The 16,214-nt window shown below is 70.3% G+C and carries 19 protein-coding genes and 1 tRNA gene; 12 read left to right on the top strand and 8 right to left on the bottom strand.

Annotated features, from left to right (window positions below):
• Positions 1 to 89: 89 nt before the first annotated feature.
• Both ACGFIO_RS17855 and ACGFIO_RS17860 read right to left on the bottom strand, forming a co-directional pair.
• Positions 90 to 602, bottom strand: a complete 513-nt coding sequence (locus tag ACGFIO_RS17855) for a hypothetical protein (RefSeq protein ID WP_392827339.1) — start codon at positions 600 to 602, stop codon at positions 90 to 92.
• A 178-nt stretch (positions 603 to 780) separates the two neighbouring features.
• Entirely contained in the window at positions 781 to 1,530 is a 750-nt protein-coding gene (locus tag ACGFIO_RS17860; RefSeq protein WP_392827340.1) for a M23 family metallopeptidase, read from the bottom strand.
• 64 nt (positions 1,531 to 1,594) lie between these two features.
• On the opposite strand from ACGFIO_RS17860, the gene ACGFIO_RS17865 reads away from it, so the two are divergent.
• From ACGFIO_RS17865 to ACGFIO_RS17880, 4 genes are all read left to right on the top strand, one after another.
• On the top strand, positions 1,595 to 1,990 hold the full coding sequence (locus ACGFIO_RS17865; RefSeq protein ID WP_392827341.1) for a hypothetical protein: 396 nt from the start codon (positions 1,595 to 1,597) through the stop codon (positions 1,988 to 1,990).
• A 67-nt stretch (positions 1,991 to 2,057) separates the two neighbouring features.
• Positions 2,058 to 2,264 (top strand): hypothetical protein, encoded by a 207-nt coding sequence (locus ACGFIO_RS17870; RefSeq protein WP_392827342.1) that lies wholly within the window; start codon positions 2,058 to 2,060, stop codon positions 2,262 to 2,264.
• 83 nt (positions 2,265 to 2,347) lie between these two features.
• Positions 2,348 to 2,875 (top strand): tRNA adenosine deaminase-associated protein, encoded by a 528-nt coding sequence (locus ACGFIO_RS17875; RefSeq protein ID WP_392827343.1) that lies wholly within the window; start codon positions 2,348 to 2,350, stop codon positions 2,873 to 2,875.
• Positions 2,876 to 2,901: 26 nt separating this feature from the next.
• Positions 2,902 to 3,324, top strand: coding sequence for a nucleoside deaminase (locus ACGFIO_RS17880; protein ID WP_392827469.1), 423 nt, complete (start codon positions 2,902 to 2,904; stop codon positions 3,322 to 3,324).
• Here ACGFIO_RS17880 and deoD read toward each other — a convergent pair.
• Positions 3,296 to 4,021: a purine-nucleoside phosphorylase gene (gene deoD / locus ACGFIO_RS17885; protein ID WP_392827344.1), complete on the bottom strand. Its 726-nt coding sequence runs from the start codon at positions 4,019 to 4,021 to the stop codon at positions 3,296 to 3,298. The genes ACGFIO_RS17880 and deoD overlap by 29 nt on opposite strands.
• Before the next feature lie 103 nt (positions 4,022 to 4,124).
• Between deoD and ACGFIO_RS17890 the strand changes: the two genes are divergently transcribed.
• Positions 4,125 to 4,214 (top strand) — tRNA-Ser (locus ACGFIO_RS17890).
• Positions 4,215 to 4,279: 65 nt separating this feature from the next.
• Here the strand turns inward: ACGFIO_RS17890 and ACGFIO_RS17895 are convergent.
• From ACGFIO_RS17895 to mtnA, 5 genes are all read right to left on the bottom strand, one after another.
• The gene (locus ACGFIO_RS17895; RefSeq protein ID WP_392827345.1) at positions 4,280 to 4,540 is read right to left on the bottom strand and encodes a Txe/YoeB family addiction module toxin; all 261 of its coding nucleotides are present in this window, start codon (positions 4,538 to 4,540) and stop codon (positions 4,280 to 4,282) included.
• Positions 4,537 to 4,839 carry a type II toxin-antitoxin system Phd/YefM family antitoxin gene (locus ACGFIO_RS17900; protein WP_392827346.1) on the bottom strand — a complete coding sequence of 101 codons (303 nt, stop codon included), beginning with the start codon at positions 4,837 to 4,839 and terminating at the stop codon, positions 4,537 to 4,539. The genes ACGFIO_RS17895 and ACGFIO_RS17900 overlap by 4 nt, the downstream gene beginning before the upstream one ends.
• A 459-nt stretch (positions 4,840 to 5,298) precedes the next feature.
• On the bottom strand, positions 5,299 to 6,306 hold the full coding sequence (locus ACGFIO_RS17905) for an acyl-CoA dehydrogenase family protein (RefSeq protein WP_392827347.1): 1,008 nt from the start codon (positions 6,304 to 6,306) through the stop codon (positions 5,299 to 5,301).
• Positions 6,307 to 6,393: 87 nt separating this feature from the next.
• On the bottom strand, positions 6,394 to 6,522 hold the full coding sequence (locus tag ACGFIO_RS17910; protein WP_392827348.1) for a hypothetical protein: 129 nt from the start codon (positions 6,520 to 6,522) through the stop codon (positions 6,394 to 6,396).
• 214 nt (positions 6,523 to 6,736) lie between these two features.
• A complete protein-coding gene (gene mtnA, locus ACGFIO_RS17915) occupies positions 6,737 to 7,705 on the bottom strand; it encodes an S-methyl-5-thioribose-1-phosphate isomerase (protein ID WP_392827349.1) in 969 nt (322 codons plus the stop codon).
• Positions 7,706 to 7,723: 18 nt separating this feature from the next.
• Here mtnA and ACGFIO_RS17920 point away from each other — a divergent pair, with 18 nt between their 5' ends.
• From ACGFIO_RS17920 to ACGFIO_RS17950, 7 genes are all read left to right on the top strand, one after another.
• Entirely contained in the window at positions 7,724 to 8,800 is a 1,077-nt protein-coding gene (locus tag ACGFIO_RS17920; protein ID WP_392827350.1) for a PHP domain-containing protein, read from the top strand.
• A gap of 10 nt (positions 8,801 to 8,810) precedes the next feature.
• Complete coding sequence (locus ACGFIO_RS17925) at positions 8,811 to 10,481, top strand: DUF885 domain-containing protein (protein ID WP_392827351.1); 1,671 nt, start codon at positions 8,811 to 8,813, stop codon at positions 10,479 to 10,481.
• Between the two features lie 295 nt (positions 10,482 to 10,776).
• Positions 10,777 to 11,943: a hypothetical protein gene (locus tag ACGFIO_RS17930; RefSeq protein ID WP_392827352.1), complete on the top strand. Its 1,167-nt coding sequence runs from the start codon at positions 10,777 to 10,779 to the stop codon at positions 11,941 to 11,943.
• Complete coding sequence (locus ACGFIO_RS17935; RefSeq protein WP_392827353.1) at positions 11,930 to 14,632, top strand: ATP-binding protein; 2,703 nt, start codon at positions 11,930 to 11,932, stop codon at positions 14,630 to 14,632. The genes ACGFIO_RS17930 and ACGFIO_RS17935 overlap by 14 nt, the downstream gene beginning before the upstream one ends.
• A complete protein-coding gene (locus ACGFIO_RS17940) occupies positions 14,629 to 15,099 on the top strand; it encodes a roadblock/LC7 domain-containing protein (protein ID WP_392827354.1) in 471 nt (156 codons plus the stop codon). The genes ACGFIO_RS17935 and ACGFIO_RS17940 overlap by 4 nt, the downstream gene beginning before the upstream one ends.
• Positions 15,096 to 15,533, top strand: coding sequence for a DUF742 domain-containing protein (locus ACGFIO_RS17945; protein ID WP_392827355.1), 438 nt, complete (start codon positions 15,096 to 15,098; stop codon positions 15,531 to 15,533). The genes ACGFIO_RS17940 and ACGFIO_RS17945 overlap by 4 nt, the downstream gene beginning before the upstream one ends.
• Positions 15,511 to 16,158: an ATP/GTP-binding protein gene (locus ACGFIO_RS17950; RefSeq protein ID WP_392827356.1), complete on the top strand. Its 648-nt coding sequence runs from the start codon at positions 15,511 to 15,513 to the stop codon at positions 16,156 to 16,158. Before ACGFIO_RS17945 ends, ACGFIO_RS17950 begins: the two co-directional genes overlap by 23 nt.
• Positions 16,159 to 16,214: the final 56 nt, after the last annotated feature.

A 16,214-nucleotide genomic window follows, 5' to 3' on the forward strand; every position in this document is an offset into this window, starting at 1 on the left:
AAGGAGAAGGGCCGCATCCTTGGGCGAGGGTGCGGCCCTTTTCGCGTACGCCCGAAAGGTTCGTCAGGGGCCGCCGTTGGCTGGGCCGGTCAGCGGGAAGCGTGGCTGAGGCGGTCCGGTGAGGCTGGACCAGTCTTGAGCATCGTAGCCACCAAGAACAGCCAGATCGGGACCAGCAACCCGGTGGGCCTGAGGTATGTGTCCGGGATGACGTGGGCGACCAGCGAGTATCCGGCGAGCCAGACGCCGGTGACCACTCCGACGACGCGGATGGCGGTCACCTGGGTGCATAGCGACGTGGTAAGGATCCAGACGCCGGCGAAGATGTGTCCGGCCATCCGCGCCGGCCAGGCGACGTTGTGCGGTGCTGCGTTGAGGATCAGGATCGCCGTCAGCACGTCGAGTCCGACCCACAGGTACGCGCTAGCGGTCGCCCACGCGGGGGCGGTCATCCGCGACGTCAGCACCAGGATGGACAGATGGAAGAATATTCCTGGGTACTCCGGCCACGTTGCTTTCGGCGCGAGAACCAGGCATAGGACCGAGACGACGAACAGCGTCAGCGACACGATCGCGATCGGCCGGGGTCTTACGTCACCCAATGTGAGCTGTCCTTATTTCGATACGGTTGGTGGCATAACCGAGCGGACGTGCGGCCACACCGCAACCGAGCCCCGCCTGTTCACCCTCGTCACCCCCGCCAGGCCAGCTGGACACCCCACAGCAAGCCGACTCAAACCCCACCCGGACATGAAACACCCCTAAAGCAAACTTATGGCCTCAGGGCTTGCAGTGGTTCTTTTTCTCCCAGGCCTTGACCGTGGCCACCGGGCTCTTGTTGCCCTTCTTGCGCCACGAGTCCAGGAAGGTGGCGGGCCAGATCACCCCACGGCGGGTCTTCCAGTCGCCGGTCTTGGCGCACGGCGGGGAGATGCCGTAGTGGGTGTGGCAGACCCCGTTCGCGTTGCCGGTGTGGCCGACCTTGCCCAGCACCTGGCCGCTGGTCACCCGGACACCGGCCTTGATGCCGCTCTGCACCTTGCTGAAGTGCGAGGCGTAGTAGCGGACGCCGTCGTCACCCAGCAGCGACACCGACAGGCCGCCGTTGTTCGGCCCGTCCGGTGACCCCTTGACGTAGATGTCCTTGAGGCTGATCTCCAGGATCACGCCGCTCGTGGTCGCGACCACCGGCTCACCGCAGTCGGCGAAGATGTCGGTCGCCGGGTACTTGCCGTGCGTCGGATGGTAGGCCACGTTCGACGCCTTGACCGGAAACGTGTACTTCACGGTCGTACTCGCCGGGGTCGAGGCCTTGACCTTGGGTTTGGTGCTCTTGGACGGGGTCGCCGACGAGTCACCCGAGGGCGGCGTCGCGGTCAGCGCCGCAGGTGGTGGCGCCGACGACGGCTCCACGAACATCGGCGTCGCGGCCACCGGTGCGGTGTCGGCGCCGTCGCTCGCGGGAGCGCCGCAGCCGGCCAGGCACAGCGCCAGAGCGGTCAGTCCGGTGAGGGTACGGAGGCGAAACACCGCGCCATCCTGACAGAAGTCGTCCCGTCCCGCTGCCCGGCCCACCCGGGATAGGCTCATCGGCATGGCTGACCGGAACATCTGGCCCGCGGCGCAACCGCCGCCACCCGGGTGGTTGCCCGCCGGCGCCGACCACCCGCCGGTGCTGCCGCCCGGGCAACCACCCCGCCCGGTCTACCGCGAACCGCACCCCATCCGGACCGCGCCGGTGCTCTCCGGCATGGGCGCCGCCCTGATCTGGTTCGCCGCCTTCGGGTTCCTCGCCGGTGACCTGCTCAGCTACGCCTGGTGGACGGTTCTCGCGGCGGTCACCGCCTGGGCCGTCGCCCTGGTCCTGACCAAGCTCGGCGACCGCGGCGTAGCCACCGGAGTGGCGATCGTGGCCGGGCTCGGGCTGTCCATCGCGATGGGCTTCGTCACCCACCGATGGGTCGCCACCCTCGACTGGCCGCTGTGGTGAATGTCCTGGTCTGGGGACCCTTTTCATCGACGTACGGTGTGCCTTCGGTGGCGCAGCGCACTCGGCCTTGACGAACATCGCCGCGCTCGGCAACCTCTGCCCCATGGCCTCTTCCCCACAGCGGCTTGACCCCGACCGGCGCCGCCGGCGACTCGAACTTCTGGCGGCCCTCGCCGACGCGAAAGCCGCGCGTTGCCTCACCCAGCCCGAGCGGCTGCGCGGTGCCCGCCTACGTGAGTTGATCGCCACCCGGCGCCGTCGCGTCGTTTCCTGACACTCCTTCGGGGCGTGGCGCTTCGCGCCCGCCTGCCCACCCGATAGCGTTTGTTCGCGCCAGGACTTCGCAGTGGGGGAATCGTGTCGACTTTTGCTGCCGCCGTCGCCCGGAGCAAGAACGGTTGGACGGCATCCGAGATCGAGCTGACCGGCCTCGCCGACCTCGACGAGGTCGCCGACCGGCTGCTCGACGTCGAGCCGGACGCTGACGTGTCGTTACTGTTCGTCGAGTCGGACGACCAGTATCTAGCCATCCTGCGCCTCGACGAGGGCGAAGATCTGCGGGTCTTCGGCTCGGACTCGGCCTTCGCCGAGGAATCCCGGCTGGGAGCGCTGCTGCTGGGCGACATCGAGGCGCCCGCCATCGACATCGACGAGGTGCCGGCCGCGGACGCCGACCCCGACGACGAGGACGACGACGACCCGCCGGTCGCCGACCCCGACGCCGACCCCATCGGCGACTCGGAAATCCTCGCCGACCTGGGGATCAGCTCGTCCCGGCTGCTGGCGCTGTGCGCTCAGGAAGGCCTGCTCCCGTCCGACGTCACCTCCTCGGTGGCCGAGAAGCTGGGCTGCGCCGACGAGTTGGAAGAGCTCCGCGAGGCGTGAACACCCGGCCGCTCCACGTCGCGTGGATGCGGCGCGCCCTCGCCGTGGCGACCTCGTACCCCGACGACGTACCCGTCGGCGCGATCGTGCTCGGACCCGGCGGCGCCGAGCTGGCCGCGGCCGGCAACGAACGCGAGGCGGCCGGCGACCCGACCGCCCACGCCGAGATCCTCGCCCTGCGGCGGGCCGCCGCGGCGCTCGGCACCCGGCGGCTCGACGACTGCACGCTGGTGGTGACCCTGGAGCCGTGCACGATGTGCGCCGGGGCGCTGGTCCTGGCCCGGGTGTCGACCCTGGTCTTCGGCGCGTGGGAGCCCAAGACCGGCGCCGTGGGGTCGCTCTGGGACGTGGTGCGGGACCGGCGGCTCAACCACCGGCCCGCGGTCTACTCCGGGGTGCTCGAGGACGAGTGCGTGGCCCTCATGCGGGACTTCTTCCGCCGGCCGTGATCGTGTCCAGGCCGATCTGCACCATGGCCGAGAAACCGGTCTCGCGCTGGACCGACTCCATCGCCTCGCCCCGCTTGATGTGGTCGCTCACGGTCAGGATGGTCAGCGCCCGCGCCCGATAGCGGGCCGCGATGGTGTAGATCGCCGCCGACTCCATCTCCACCGCCAGCACGCCGTAGTCGGCCAGCGTGTCGTACAGGTCCGGTCGATCGGTGTAGAACGCGTCGGCGGCCAGGATCGGGCCCACCCGCATCGCCGTGCCGCGCCGCTCGGCCACGTCCACGGCCGTACGCAGCAGCGTGAAGTCGGCCACCGGCGCGTAGTCGACCAGCCCGTCGAACCGGACCCGGTTCATGTTCGAGTCGGTGGCCGACCCGATCGCCGCCACCACGTCACCGAGCCGCAGCTCCTCGGCCAGCGCCCCGCACGACCCGATCCGGATCAGGTCCTTCACGCCGTACTCGTTGATCAGCTCATGGGTGTAGATCGACGCGGACGGCATACCCATGCCCGACCCCTGCACCGACACCGGCACCCCCTGCCAGCTCCCGGTGAACCCGAGCATGCCCCGCACCTGCGTGTAACACTTCGGGTCGTCGAGGAAGGTCTCGGCGATCCACTTGGCCCGCATCGGGTCACCGGGCAGCAGCACCCGTTCCGCGATCTCCCCCGGCTGCGCACCGATGTGCACGCTCATGCGCTGTCCCTCCGCTAGTCATCCACTTACCCGCCGATCCTGCCAGCCCGTGAGGTGCCAACCCGCTTACGGGGCGGATCTGGGGTCGGGTAACCTACTTCGCGGTGGTGTGTCCGAGCGGCCTAAGGAGCACGCCTCGAAAGCGTGTGAGGGTGCAAGCCCTCCAAGGGTTCAAATCCCTTCACCACCGCCACCTAACAGGCGAAACGCCCGGCAGCTTGCCGGGCGTTTCGTCGTTCCAAGATCCGTAGTCTCAGTTCAGTAGTGATACTTCACCGACAGGATCTCGAAGGCCGTCGAGTCGTCGACGACCCGGTAGACAAGTCGGTGCTCCTGAGTGATGTGTCGAGACGCCCAGCCTGACAGGTTGTTGCTCAGTAGCTCGGGGTGCCCGACACCCGCTCCCGGGTCACGTTGGATGGCTTTGATCAGTTCGTTGATCTTCTTCCAGACCTTGCGATCCAGGGTGTGCCACTCCAGATACTCGGCCCACGCGTCGGGGTGCCAGACGATCTTCACGCTACTTCTGTGCCCGACCTCTCCGGTTCGGTGGTCAGTGCCTCAAGCTCTTCCGTGGTCTTCACCACGACCTGGCGGCCCGGCGCGTCCATGTCGGCGATGCGGCGCCGGAGAATCTCGCCGTTTGCTCCGTTGAGCAGGTGCTGGGTCTCTTTCATCGCGTTCCACTCGGCAAGCGAGATGATGACCACGGAGCGGTCGTTGTTGCGGTGAATCACGGTCTCCTCGCCGTCATCGACGACGGCGTCGAGAGTCTTGGCGAAGTTGGCGCGGGCCTCGGTGAAACCAAGAACCTTCATAGCTGGCCCCTTCCAGTCCTGTACCGGTGAAGGTACAGGTTCGCGTACATTTGCCGCCAGAGGCCGGCGAAGATTCCCCAGATCCGGACTAAGGGTTCAAATCGCTTCACCACCGCCAGCATCAGACGTAACGCCCGGTCGACCCGCGAGGGCCGGCCGGGCGTTACGTCGTTCGGGGCTCCGTCGTCTCATTCGACCGCACGCTCCGGCATCACCGAGCAGGAGCAGCGCCAGCTGGGCGTAAGTGCCGATGCCGGCGGCGTTGAGGGCGGCGGCCATCTTGGGACACCGCGGCTGGGTGCCGCGTCATGCGACCGGCCGGCCCTACGGCGACTCGGAGTTCAGCGTTCCGTCCGTCGGATGCCCGAAGACAGCGGGGCTTCGCTCTTCCGGACCGACGCCAGCCGTCAGGGTCGCACTCCCCACGCTGAATGCGGCCTTCGGCCGGTCGAGGGCACGTCAGCCGAGGGACGCGAGGTGCGCCGCGTAGAAGCGATTCAGCAGGGGGTGCCGGCTGCCCACCATGGCGTCCCGCCAGAAGCGCTGGACCGGGTTGGATTCGGCGAAACCGCCCAGCCCGTGCAGGTCGAGCATCTTGTCCAGGGCGACCAGGCTGCCGGTGACGGCCGACTTCAGCGCGGCGGCATGGGTGGCGGGCGGCTGGTCGGCGGCGCGGATGATGCCCTCCATGGTGTTCTCGGCCGCCTCCACCAGCTCGGTCACCTCGGCCTGCCATGCCTGGGCGACCGGCGACTCGGCCAGGGGGGTGGGGGTCAGGAACACCTTCTTGCCCGACGCGAACAGGTCCTGGGTCCGATCGAGGGCACCCCGCGCACTGCCCACCGTGGTGGCCAGCACGGTCAGCGCGTACGTGTTGAAGTCGGCGCCCTGCGGGTTGGCCGGCGGTCCGAGGTGGTCGACCGGCACCAGCACGTCGTCGACAGTCACGGTGTGGCTGCCGGTCCCGCGCATGCCGGCGACCCGCCAGGTGTCCTCGATGGTCACCCCGGCGGGCTCCAGGTAGGCCGTCATCGGCTGCGGCGGCCGGCCGTCGGGCTGCTCGACCAACACGCCGAAACCGAACCAGGTCGCGTCCGCGGCCCCGGACACGTTGGGGAAGCGGCCCGAGACCCGCACGCCGCCGGGGGCCGGAACCGCCCGGCCGGTGGGCATGATGCTGCCGGCGAAGATGGCGCCGGGGTCGGCGAGCAGTTTGCTGCGAACCGGCTCGCCGACGCCCTCGACGAGCATCCGCATGGTCGTCGAGGTGGCCACGATCCAGGCGGTGGACGGGCAGCCGCGAGCGAAGTCGGCGATGGCGTGGATCAGATCCGGTGTCGATCCGGCGTAACCGCCGAAGCCGCCGACCTGCCGCACGGCGTCGAGGCTGGCGGGGGCCGGTCGACGCTCCGTCTCGGTGTGGGCGGCGTTGTCGGCCAGGATCCTAATTGTTGCTCCGTCAATCATTTGGTTGAAGTTATGAGCATCGGACGCCCGGAGCCAGCGGCTTGCCCGTTCGTACGCCGTCGCCGGGTCGCGCCGGGCGCCGAAATGTCAGGTGCCGCGAATGGTGAACATGGACGAGATGCCCTGCGCGCGGCCGGCGCCCGAGGCCGGCTGCGCGGTCCAGCCGGCCTCGTACGGATGCACCTCGAGCCCGGACTCGTCGTCGGTCAGGTGCACGCTGACGCTGAGCAGCTCGGTGCCGAGCCCGGCGACGCCGCGGTCCTCGACGGATTCCGGCGGGTGCTCGGCGCACCCGCCGCCCGGATGTGGCGGTGGTCCGCGAGAGGGTGACGGAGTCGAACGCCGGTGGTGTGCTGTCTCATGTGGCCGGTGCGGCGAGGCCGGCCGAGACGAGCGCTAACGCCGCGATTCCCCGCATCCCGAAGGGATTTTACGAGTCGGGGCGGTCGCCCGAGCCGGGTCGGATTGTGCGCCGGTCGGTGACGATCGCGGTGATCAGGTCGTGCGGCGTGACGTCGAAGGCCGGGTTGGCGGCCGGGAACCCGGCGGTGACCTCGGCGCCGGACCGGTCCTCGATCTCCACCGCCGCGCCGTCGGGAGTGTCCGGGTCGATGGTGGACTCGGGCGCGACCACGACGAACGGGATGCCGGCCCGCTGGGCGCCGAGCGCGTGCGCGTACGTGCCGATCTTGTTGATGGTGTCGCCGTTGGCACAGATCCGGTCGGCCCCGACGACCACGGCGTCGACCTCGCCCCGGGCCATCAGGAACGGGCCGGCGCCGTCGACCGCGACCCGGAAGTCGACCCCGGCCCGGGTCAGTTCCCACGCGGTCAGCCGGGCGCCCTGCAGCAGCGGGCGGGTCTCGCTGGCCAGCACGTCCCGCAGCGTGCCGCGGCGGTGCAGTTCGAGCACCACGCCGAGCGCGGTTCCGCCGACGACCGCGGCCAGCCCGCCGGTGTTGCAGTGGGTGAGCATGCGCGGGGCGCGTCCGCAGAGCTCGGTGATCAGGTCGGCGCCACGGGTGGCCATCGCCTCCGACGCGGCGATCTCCTCGTCCCGCACCAGCAGTGCCTCGGTCAGCGCGGCGTCGGGTCCGTCGGGCAGTCGCCGGGCGGTGCGACGCGCTCCGCGGGCCAGGTTGACCGCGGTGGGCCGGGCGCTTTCGATGGCTCGTACGCAATCAGCCAGCTTTTGATCGTCGTCGGCGTGCAAGCGGGCGGCCAGGGCGACACCGAGCGCACCGGCCACGCCCAGGGCGGGCGCCCCGCGCACGGCCAGCGACTGGATCGCGGTGATCAATTCGGGCACCGTGGTCAGCCGCAGCACCCGTTCCTCGACCGGCAATGCCGTCTGGTCGATGATCTCGATGGCGCCGTCCACCCAGTCGATCGTCCGCATGCCTCCTATTCTGCAGACATGCCCGCCAGAGATCCGGTCGCCGACCTCCGCCGCATCGCCTTCCTGCTGGAACGCGCGAACGAGGCCACCTATCGCGTGCGCGCCTTCCGCTCGGCCGCCGCGACGATCGCCGCCCTGCCACCGGACGAACTCTCGGAACGGGTCGAGTCCGGCACGCTGTCCAAGCTGAAGGGTGTCGGCGACGTGACCGCGCTGGCCGTGGCCGAGTCGCTGCGGGGCACCACGCCGGCCTACCTGCGCCGGCTGGAGACGACCGAGGGCACCGACCTGCACGGTGCGGCGGCCCGGTTGCGGGAGGCCTTGCGCGGCGACTGTCACGCGCATTCGGACTGGTCCGACGGTGGGTCACCGATCGAGGAGATGGCGCTGGCGGCGGTCGAGCTGGGCCACGAATACCTGGTGCTGACCGACCACTCGCCCCGGCTGACGGTGGCCCGGGGCCTGCCGCCGGACCGGCTCCGCCGGCAGCTCGACCACGTCGCCAAGCTCAACGACGCGCTGCCGGACGGCTTCCGGATCCTCACCGGCATCGAGGTCGACATCAACGACGACGGCACCCTCGATCAGGAGGACGCGCTGCTGTCCCGGCTGGACGTGGTGGTCGGCTCGGTGCACAGCAAGCTGCGCGACGAGGCGCCGCGGATGACCCGGCGGATGCTGCGGGCGATCGAGAACCCGCACCTGGACATCCTCGGGCACATGACCGGGCGCAAGGTGTCGGCGGCGGCGTCCGGCGTGAAGGCCGAGGGCGACCGGGCCCATCGCCGCTCACCGACCCGGCCGCCGAGCGACTTCGATCTGGCCAAGGTGCTGGCGGCGTGTGCCGAGCACGGCAAGGCGGTGGAGATCAACTCGCGGCCGGACCGGCTGGACCCCCCGAAGCGGATGCTCACCGCCGCGGTCGAGGCCGGCGTCCTGTTCAGCATCGACACCGACGCCCACGCCCCGGGCCAGCTGGACTGGCTGCGGTTCGGGTGCGAGCGGGCGGCGCTGTGCGGCGTACCGGTCGATCGGGTGGTGAACACCTGGACCACCGAACGCCTGCTCGACTGGACGGCGTCGCACGAGCGGTAGTGTCGGGGCGGTGGGAGCTGTTGACGATCTCGCTGACCGGTACATCGCCGCGTGGGCGCCGCTGAACCCGACCGGCGCGACCTTCATCGGCGTACCCGGCTATGACGACAAGATGGACGATCTGTCCCCCGAGGGCTACGCCGCCCAGGCCGAGCTGGCCCGGCGGACCGTCGCCGAGCTCGGCACGATCGAGCCGGCGACCGAGTCCGAGCAGGTCGCCAAGGAGGCGATGCTCGAGCGGATCGGTCTGGAGCTGGCCCGCTACGACGCCGGGTATTCGACCAGCGAGGTCAGCGTCATCACCCACGGCGTGGCCGCGCTGCGGCAGGTCTTCGATCTGATGCCGACCGCGGGCGAGGAGGCGGCCGTCAACATCTCGGCCCGGCTCGCCGCCTACCCGCGAGCGGTGCAGGAATACCAGCGCACGCTGACCGAGGCGGCCGAGTCGGGTCAGGTCAGCGCCCGCGCGCAGCTGCTGGCCGCGGCCGACCTGTGCGAGGCGTGGGCCGACCCGGAACGCGACGACTTCTTCCACGGCCTGGCCACCCGGGTCGGCGCGAGCGGGACGCTGGGGCAGGAGCTCCAGCGCAACGCCGCCGGCGCGACCGCTGCGACCGCGGACTTCGCCGACTTCCTGCGTTCCGAGATGGCGCCACGCGGCCGCGACAAGGAGGCCGCCGGGCCCGAGCGGTACGCGCTGGCCTCGCAGTACTTCCTCGGGGCGCGGATCGACCAGCACGAGACGTACGCCTGGGGCTTCGAGGAGCTGCACCGGCTGGAGACCGAGATGCGCGCGGTCGCGGCCGAGATCGCCGGCCCCGGTGCGAGCATCGACGACGCGGTGACCACGCTGGACGCTGACCCGGAGCGCTGGGTCGCGGGCAAGGAGGCGTTCCGCGAGTGGATGGAGCGGCTCGCCCACTCGGCGATCGACGAGCTGGCCGGCAAGCACTTCGAGATCCCGCCGCCGATGCGCGGGCTGGAGGCGTGCCTGGCGCCGACCTCGGACGGCGCCATCTACTACACCGCGCCGACCGAGGACTTCTCACGCCCGGGCCGGATGTGGTGGGCCGTCCCGGCCGGGCAGAGCCGGTTCTCCACCTGGCGGGAGACGTCGACCGTCTATCACGAGGGGGTGCCCGGCCATCACCTGCAGATCGGTGGCACCCAACTGCTCAAGGAGAGGCTGAACCGCTGGCAGCGGCAGCTGGCCTGGTGTTCCGGGCACGGCGAGGGCTGGGCGTTGTACGCCGAGCGCCTGATGGACGAGCTCGGTTACCTGGGTGACCCGGGCGACCGGCTCGGCATGCTGGATGGTCAGGCGCTGCGGGCGGTCCGGGTGATCGTGGACATCGGCATGCACCTGGAGCTGGAGATTCCGCGGGACAACCCGTTCGGCTTCCAGCCGGGCGAGCGGTGGACCCCGGAGCTGGGCTGGGAGTTCATGCGGGCGCACTGCCGGGTCGACGAGGACGTTCTACGCTTCGAATGGCGCCGGTACCTGGGGTGGCCGGGGCAGGCGCCGTCGTACAAGGTGGGCGAACGAATCTGGCTGCAGGCGCGTGACGACGCCAAGGCCCGCAAAGGCCCCGAATTCGATCTGAAAGCCTTTCATCAGGATGCGTTGAATCTCGGCGTACTCGGCCTTGATCCGCTGAGAAAGGCCCTTTCCCGGATCTGAGAATGGTACGGACATTGTGTCCGTCCTGTTACGCTGCGCAATATTCGCCACTGTCCGCGATTGCGCCGTCACCGTCGGGCAACAATTGACCGGCGTCCATCCTCGCCCTGGCGTTACCGCCGATCCCGCCCGCAGTGCATCCCCCGATCAGATGACCCAATACTGACCAGCGGTAAGGGGGGTCTTGAGGATTTCTCGGGATAGATTGGCCCGGATCCGCGCGTCCGAACGATTACACAGGGTGATCGAAAATCGGGGCGCGGCTCGGTAGTGCCCTTGGCGGAGGAAGAAGGCAATGGCAGCAACGGACGGAAACAGCCCGTCTCGGCTACGGCCCGTTCTCGCGGCCGTTCTGACGATCTTGATTCTGGCGCCGGCCGGCATGCTCTTCTTCCGGGTGTGGCAGCAGAACGCCGACGAGCGCGACGGCACCGAGCGTGAACAGCAGGGCGTGGAATACCTGGGCGGCCTGGCCCCGCTGATCAGCGCCCTGACCGAAACGCAGTCCTCGGCCCTGCAGGGCGTCTCGGCCGCACCGGCCTCGCTGACCTCCGCGGTGGGCAAGATGGCCGCGATCGACCAGCGGATCGGCGCCGACCTCGGCACCCGTGAGCGGTGGACCGGCCTGCGCGACCGGATCAACCAGCTCGGCTCGGTGACCGGCGACCCACTGCAGATCTACCAGGCCAACGTCGAGGTCACCAACCTGACCCTGGCGCTGTACAAGAGCGTCGCCGACAGCTCGACGCTGAGCCGCGACCCCGACAACGACCTGTCGCACCTGCAGCAGGCGTTCGCCCGCGACCTGCCCAACACCACGGTGATGGTGAGCCGGATGGGCGACCTCGCCCTGATGCTGCAAAAGCTGACCGGCTCGGACCAGCGCACCACCCAGGCCCGGGCCACCCTGCTGCCGCAGTTCGGCGCCTCGGTGCTCTCGGTCAACGACAGCGTCGCCGCGCTGACCGACAACCTGCAGGCGGCGGTCGACGACACCGAGAGCACGACGCTCAGCGGCAGCCTGGTGACCACGGTCGACGCGTTCCGCCGCGGCGTCGAGGCGTTCATCCGCGGCGCCAGCCCCGGCGGCAGCAGCGCACCCAACGCGGCCGCCATGGCCACCGCGCAGAGCCAGCTGCAGACCTCGCTGGCCAGCCTCTCCGGTGTGCTCGTGCGCGAGATGCGCGGCCTGCTGGACAGCCGGATCGACCGGCTCGACGGCCGCCGCATCGAGGCGATCATCATGGGCGCCCTGGCCGTGCTGCTGGCCCTGGCCGTCGTCCTGCTGGTGACCACCGGCCGGCGGGCGACCCGCACCGGACCGGCCCGCGAGCCGCTCAGCCTGGCCGACTCGCTGCCTAACGGCCGTGACCCGTTCGCCGCCTCCGCCCGCGATTCCTCGCCGCCGTACGGCACCGAGGTCGGGCCCGACCGGCGGGAGCGTTCCGGTGCTCTTCGGTAAGTTCCGCATCCTGGGCAAGCTGGCCCTGCTGGTCCTCGTACCGCTGCTGGGCGTGGTCGCGCTCAGCGTCCCCATCGTGATCAACCGGATCGACGCCGCCCGCGACGCGCAGAAGATCAAGGACCTGGTCGAGCTGGGCAACGCGGTCGGCTCCACCGTGCAGGACCTCCAGGAGGAGCGCCTGCTCTCGGTCGGCTACATCTTCCAGGTCGTGCAGGGCCCCGAGTTGGTCGCGCAGAGTGCCAAGGTGCAGGAGAAGCTGGCCGCGCTGACCCGCCGGGACAAGCCGCTGAACGGGCCCATGCGCCGGGCGGTGGCCGGCGCGGCGCGGCTCAGCGAGACTCGGGCAGCGGTGCTGTCGGGCCGGCTCAAGGACCCGAACGCCGTCGTCAACGCGTTCACCGCGGCGGTACAGCCGCTGATCGACGGGCTCGGGCTGCGGACCGAGGCCGACCTGACCACCTCGGTCGGGCGGCAGCTGTACGCGCTCGACTACGGCCTGCGCACCAACGACCTGATCAACCAGTCGTCCGGCTACCTGACCGCGGCGGCGCTGTCCCCGCAGCCGGCGGCGTTCATCGGGCTCTTCTACTCGATCCTGGTCCAGCTGCAGAACGACATCATCGCGGCCCAGGTGTTCTTCACGCCGTCCCAGTACAAGCTCTACCTCTCGGCCCAGGACGCCTGGTCGTCCCGGGTCGGCGCGGAGTTCCTGCAGAAGGCCGCGATCGACCCGGCCAGCGCGGTCCAGCTGCTCAACCGCGAGTCGCTGTTCCCGTCCCTGCGGTCGGTGAACGTGCTCGGTGGCTTCGTCGAGAAGCGGGTCTCGGCCGACGTGAACGCGGCCGTCACCGACAACCGGGACAGCGCCCTGCAGACCGCGCTCTGGGTCGGTGGCGCCTCGCTGCTCCTGCTGCTGATGGTGTTCGGCCTGTCCATCGTCATGGCCCGGGCGGTCGCCCGGCCGCTGCAGCGCCTCACCCGCTCGGCCGACCGGATCGCCCGGGCCGCCGAGGGTGAGCTCGAACGGGTCGCCGACGACGAGGCCGAGGTGGCCCGGCCGATCCGGCTGGACCCGGTCGACGTGGCCGCCCGGGACGAGATCGGCGACCTGGCCCGCGCCTTCGACCGGGTGCAGACCACCGCCGTCCGGCTGGTCGAGCGCCAGGTGGTCGGCCGGCGCAACGTGGCGCAGATGTTCGGGCACGTCGGGCGGCGTACCCAGAACCTGGTCGGCCGCCAGCTCGCGCTGATCGACAACCTGGAGCGCCGCGAGACCGACTCGGACCGCCTGCGCGAGCTCTACCGTCTCGACCACATGTCGTCCCGGCTCCGCCGCAACGCGTCCAGCCTGGTCGTGCTCTCCGGCGGCGCGGGCACGAACGAGCACATGGCCCCGCTGGCCCTGTCCGACGTGGTCCGGCTCGCCCTGGGTGAGATCGAGGACTACACCCGGGTCGACGTCGAGGTGCCCGAGGAGATCGTGATCGTGCCGGCCGTGGTGGCCGACCTGACCCTGCTGCTGGCCGAGCTGATGGAGAACGCCACCTCGTTCTCCCCGCCGCACACCCAGGTCGCGGTGACCGCGGCCGAGCTGCGCGGCGGCGCCCGGCTGGCCATCGTCGACCACGGCCTGGGCCTGTCGCCGGAGCGGCTGGCCGAGGAGAACGCCCGGCTGACCCGCCGTGAGCGGCTCGACCTGGCCCCGACCGAGGTGCTCGGGCTGTTCGTGGTCGGCCGTCTGGCCCGCCGGCACGGCATCGAGGTCACCCTGACCGACACGCCCGAGGGCGGCGTCACCGCATGGGTCGACCTGCGTCCGGCCCACCTCGTCGCGCCGGCCGAGACACTGCCGCCGGGCGTGCCGATCCAGGCCATCGTGACCAGCCCGACCAGCGAGTACGGCTCGCTGCTGGCCGGTCGCCGCTCGGCCCCGGGCAGCATCCAGCCGTTCGACGCGAACATGCTCGACCGGGCCACCCGGACGCTGCAGAGCGCCCAGTCGTGGAACGCGTTCGACTCTCACCCGGCACTGCCGGCCGCGGCGTCGGCGCCGGTCGAGGCCGAGATCGTCGAGGACGAGCCGGCCCGGCGGGGACAGATCCGGCAGGATCCGGCCCGGCCGTACGACGCCGGCACCCCGGTCGCCGGCCGGCACCCGACGGCCATGCCCGAGCTGCCGGCCGGCCCGATCGAGATGAAGCCGGTCACGCCGCCGTTCCAGCCGGTCGTGATCCCCCGGCCACGGACCGCCCCGGAGGAGGCGGGCCGCAACGGCCACGGCAACGGCTCCGGGCTGCGGCGGCGGGTGCCGGGCACGCAGCTGCCGACCGACGTCGGGCCCAAGGCACCGATCGCGCCGCCGACCACTGACGACGCCGTCGCCGCGCGTGAGGCGTTCGAGGCCTTCGAGGCCGGCGTCACCCGGGCGCAGTGGGACGTGATCGAGGCCGATGTGACCGGCACGCCGGTGCCCGGACAGGTCCGTGACAGCCATCCGCCGCTGGCCCGCCGGACCCCGGGCGCCTCGCTGCCGGATGTTCAGCCGCAGAGCACCACGCCGCCGCCGGCTTCGCCGACCCGGCCCCTGGACCCGGACGCCGCGCGCGCCCTGGTCGAGCAGTTCGAGTACGGAGTCGCACTCGCCTTGAATGAGTCGAAGAACCAACACGAGGGACAATCGCGATGACCAGCCCCTACAGCACCGATACCAACAGCGGTCGCGACTACGCGCACTCGCAGCTCAGCGCGGAGGCGAAGACCTTCAACTGGTTGCTGGACTCGTTCACGTCCGGCACCGCTGGGGTGATCGAGGCCATCGCCGTGTCCTCCGACGGCCTGCTGATGGCCATGTCGGCGATCAAGGACCGGCCCAACGCCGAACGCCTGGCCGCCGTGGTGTCCGGCCTGACCAGCCTCTCCGGTGGCGCCGCGAGCTGGTACAACCTGGGCAGCCTGAACCGGGTGATCATCGACATGCAGGACGGCTACCTGCTGGTCACGGCGATCAGCGCGGGCTCGGTGCTGGGCGTGATCGCCGACCGGACGGCCAACCTGGGCACTCTTGCCTACGAGATGACCCTGTTCGCCACCCGGGCCGGCGGTGCCCTGAGCCCGCGCCTGATCGCGGAGTTGAAGAACGCCGTTCAGCAATGACCTACCCGGGCGGCCCCGAGCACCCCGGACGCCGGCCGGCGCCCGGGGTTCGGCCGTTCCTGCACAGCAAGCCGGCACCGCGGCCGAACGACTCCGATGCCGACGGGAACTCCACCCTGCGCCCGTTCGTGATCACGTCCGGGCGGGTGGACGGCCCGGACCCCGACATCGGCATGGAGACGCAGGTCACGACCCATCCGGAGGCTACTCCGGCCCGACTGCCGCCGGAGAAGCGCGCGATCGTGACCCTTTGCGTCGAGCCGCTGTCGGTGGCCGAGATCTCGGCCCGGCTCCGCCTGCACCTGGGCGTCACCCGCATCCTGGTCGGCGATCTGCGGGCGGCCGGCCAGCTCGAGGTGCACGTTCTGAACAACGAATTCCCCAGCCCCGACACCATCATGCGAGTGATTCGTGGACTTCGAGCGATCTCCTGACCAGCTCTGGCCTGACCAGCGCATCGTCGGCACGGCACGGGTGCCGGACGAGCAGCCGCGTGGCGCCCCACCGGTCCCCGTCAAGATCATCGTGGCCGGCGGCTTCGGCGTGGGCAAGACCACGACGGTCGGCGCTATCTCGGAGATCTCGCCGCTGACGACCGAGGCCGAGATGACCATGGAGTCGATCGGCGTGGACGACCCGGGGCCGGCGACGGCCAAGACGACCACGACCATCGCGATGGACTTCGGCTGCGTGACGATCGACAAGACGCTGAAGCTGTACCTGTTCGGCACGCCCGGACAATCCCGGTTCGCGTTCATGTGGGACGATCTGATCCGCGGAGCGCTCGGCGCCCTGGTGGTGGTCGACACCAACCGCATCGACGACTGCTACCCGGCCGTCGACTACTTCGAGCGGGCCGGTTTGCCGTTCGTGGTCGGTGTCAACACCTTCGACGGGCAACTCGCCTACAACCTCGACGAGGTGCGCTGGGCTCTCGCAGTGCGGGAAGATGTGCCGGTTCTGTCCTTCGACGCACGGTTCCGTGGCTCGGTCCGGGATGCCCTCCTCGTCGTCCTCGACCAGGCACTGCACAAGTCGATCAAGCTCAATTCACACTGAGTGTGCACGGGATCGCTCAACTTCACGGTTTCCAAACCGGCCTTCGAACGGGCAGA

Origin of the sequence: Actinoplanes sp. NPDC049265 (genome assembly GCF_043197135.1) — a bacterium.
Lineage (GTDB): Bacteria > Actinomycetota > Actinomycetes > Mycobacteriales > Micromonosporaceae > Actinoplanes.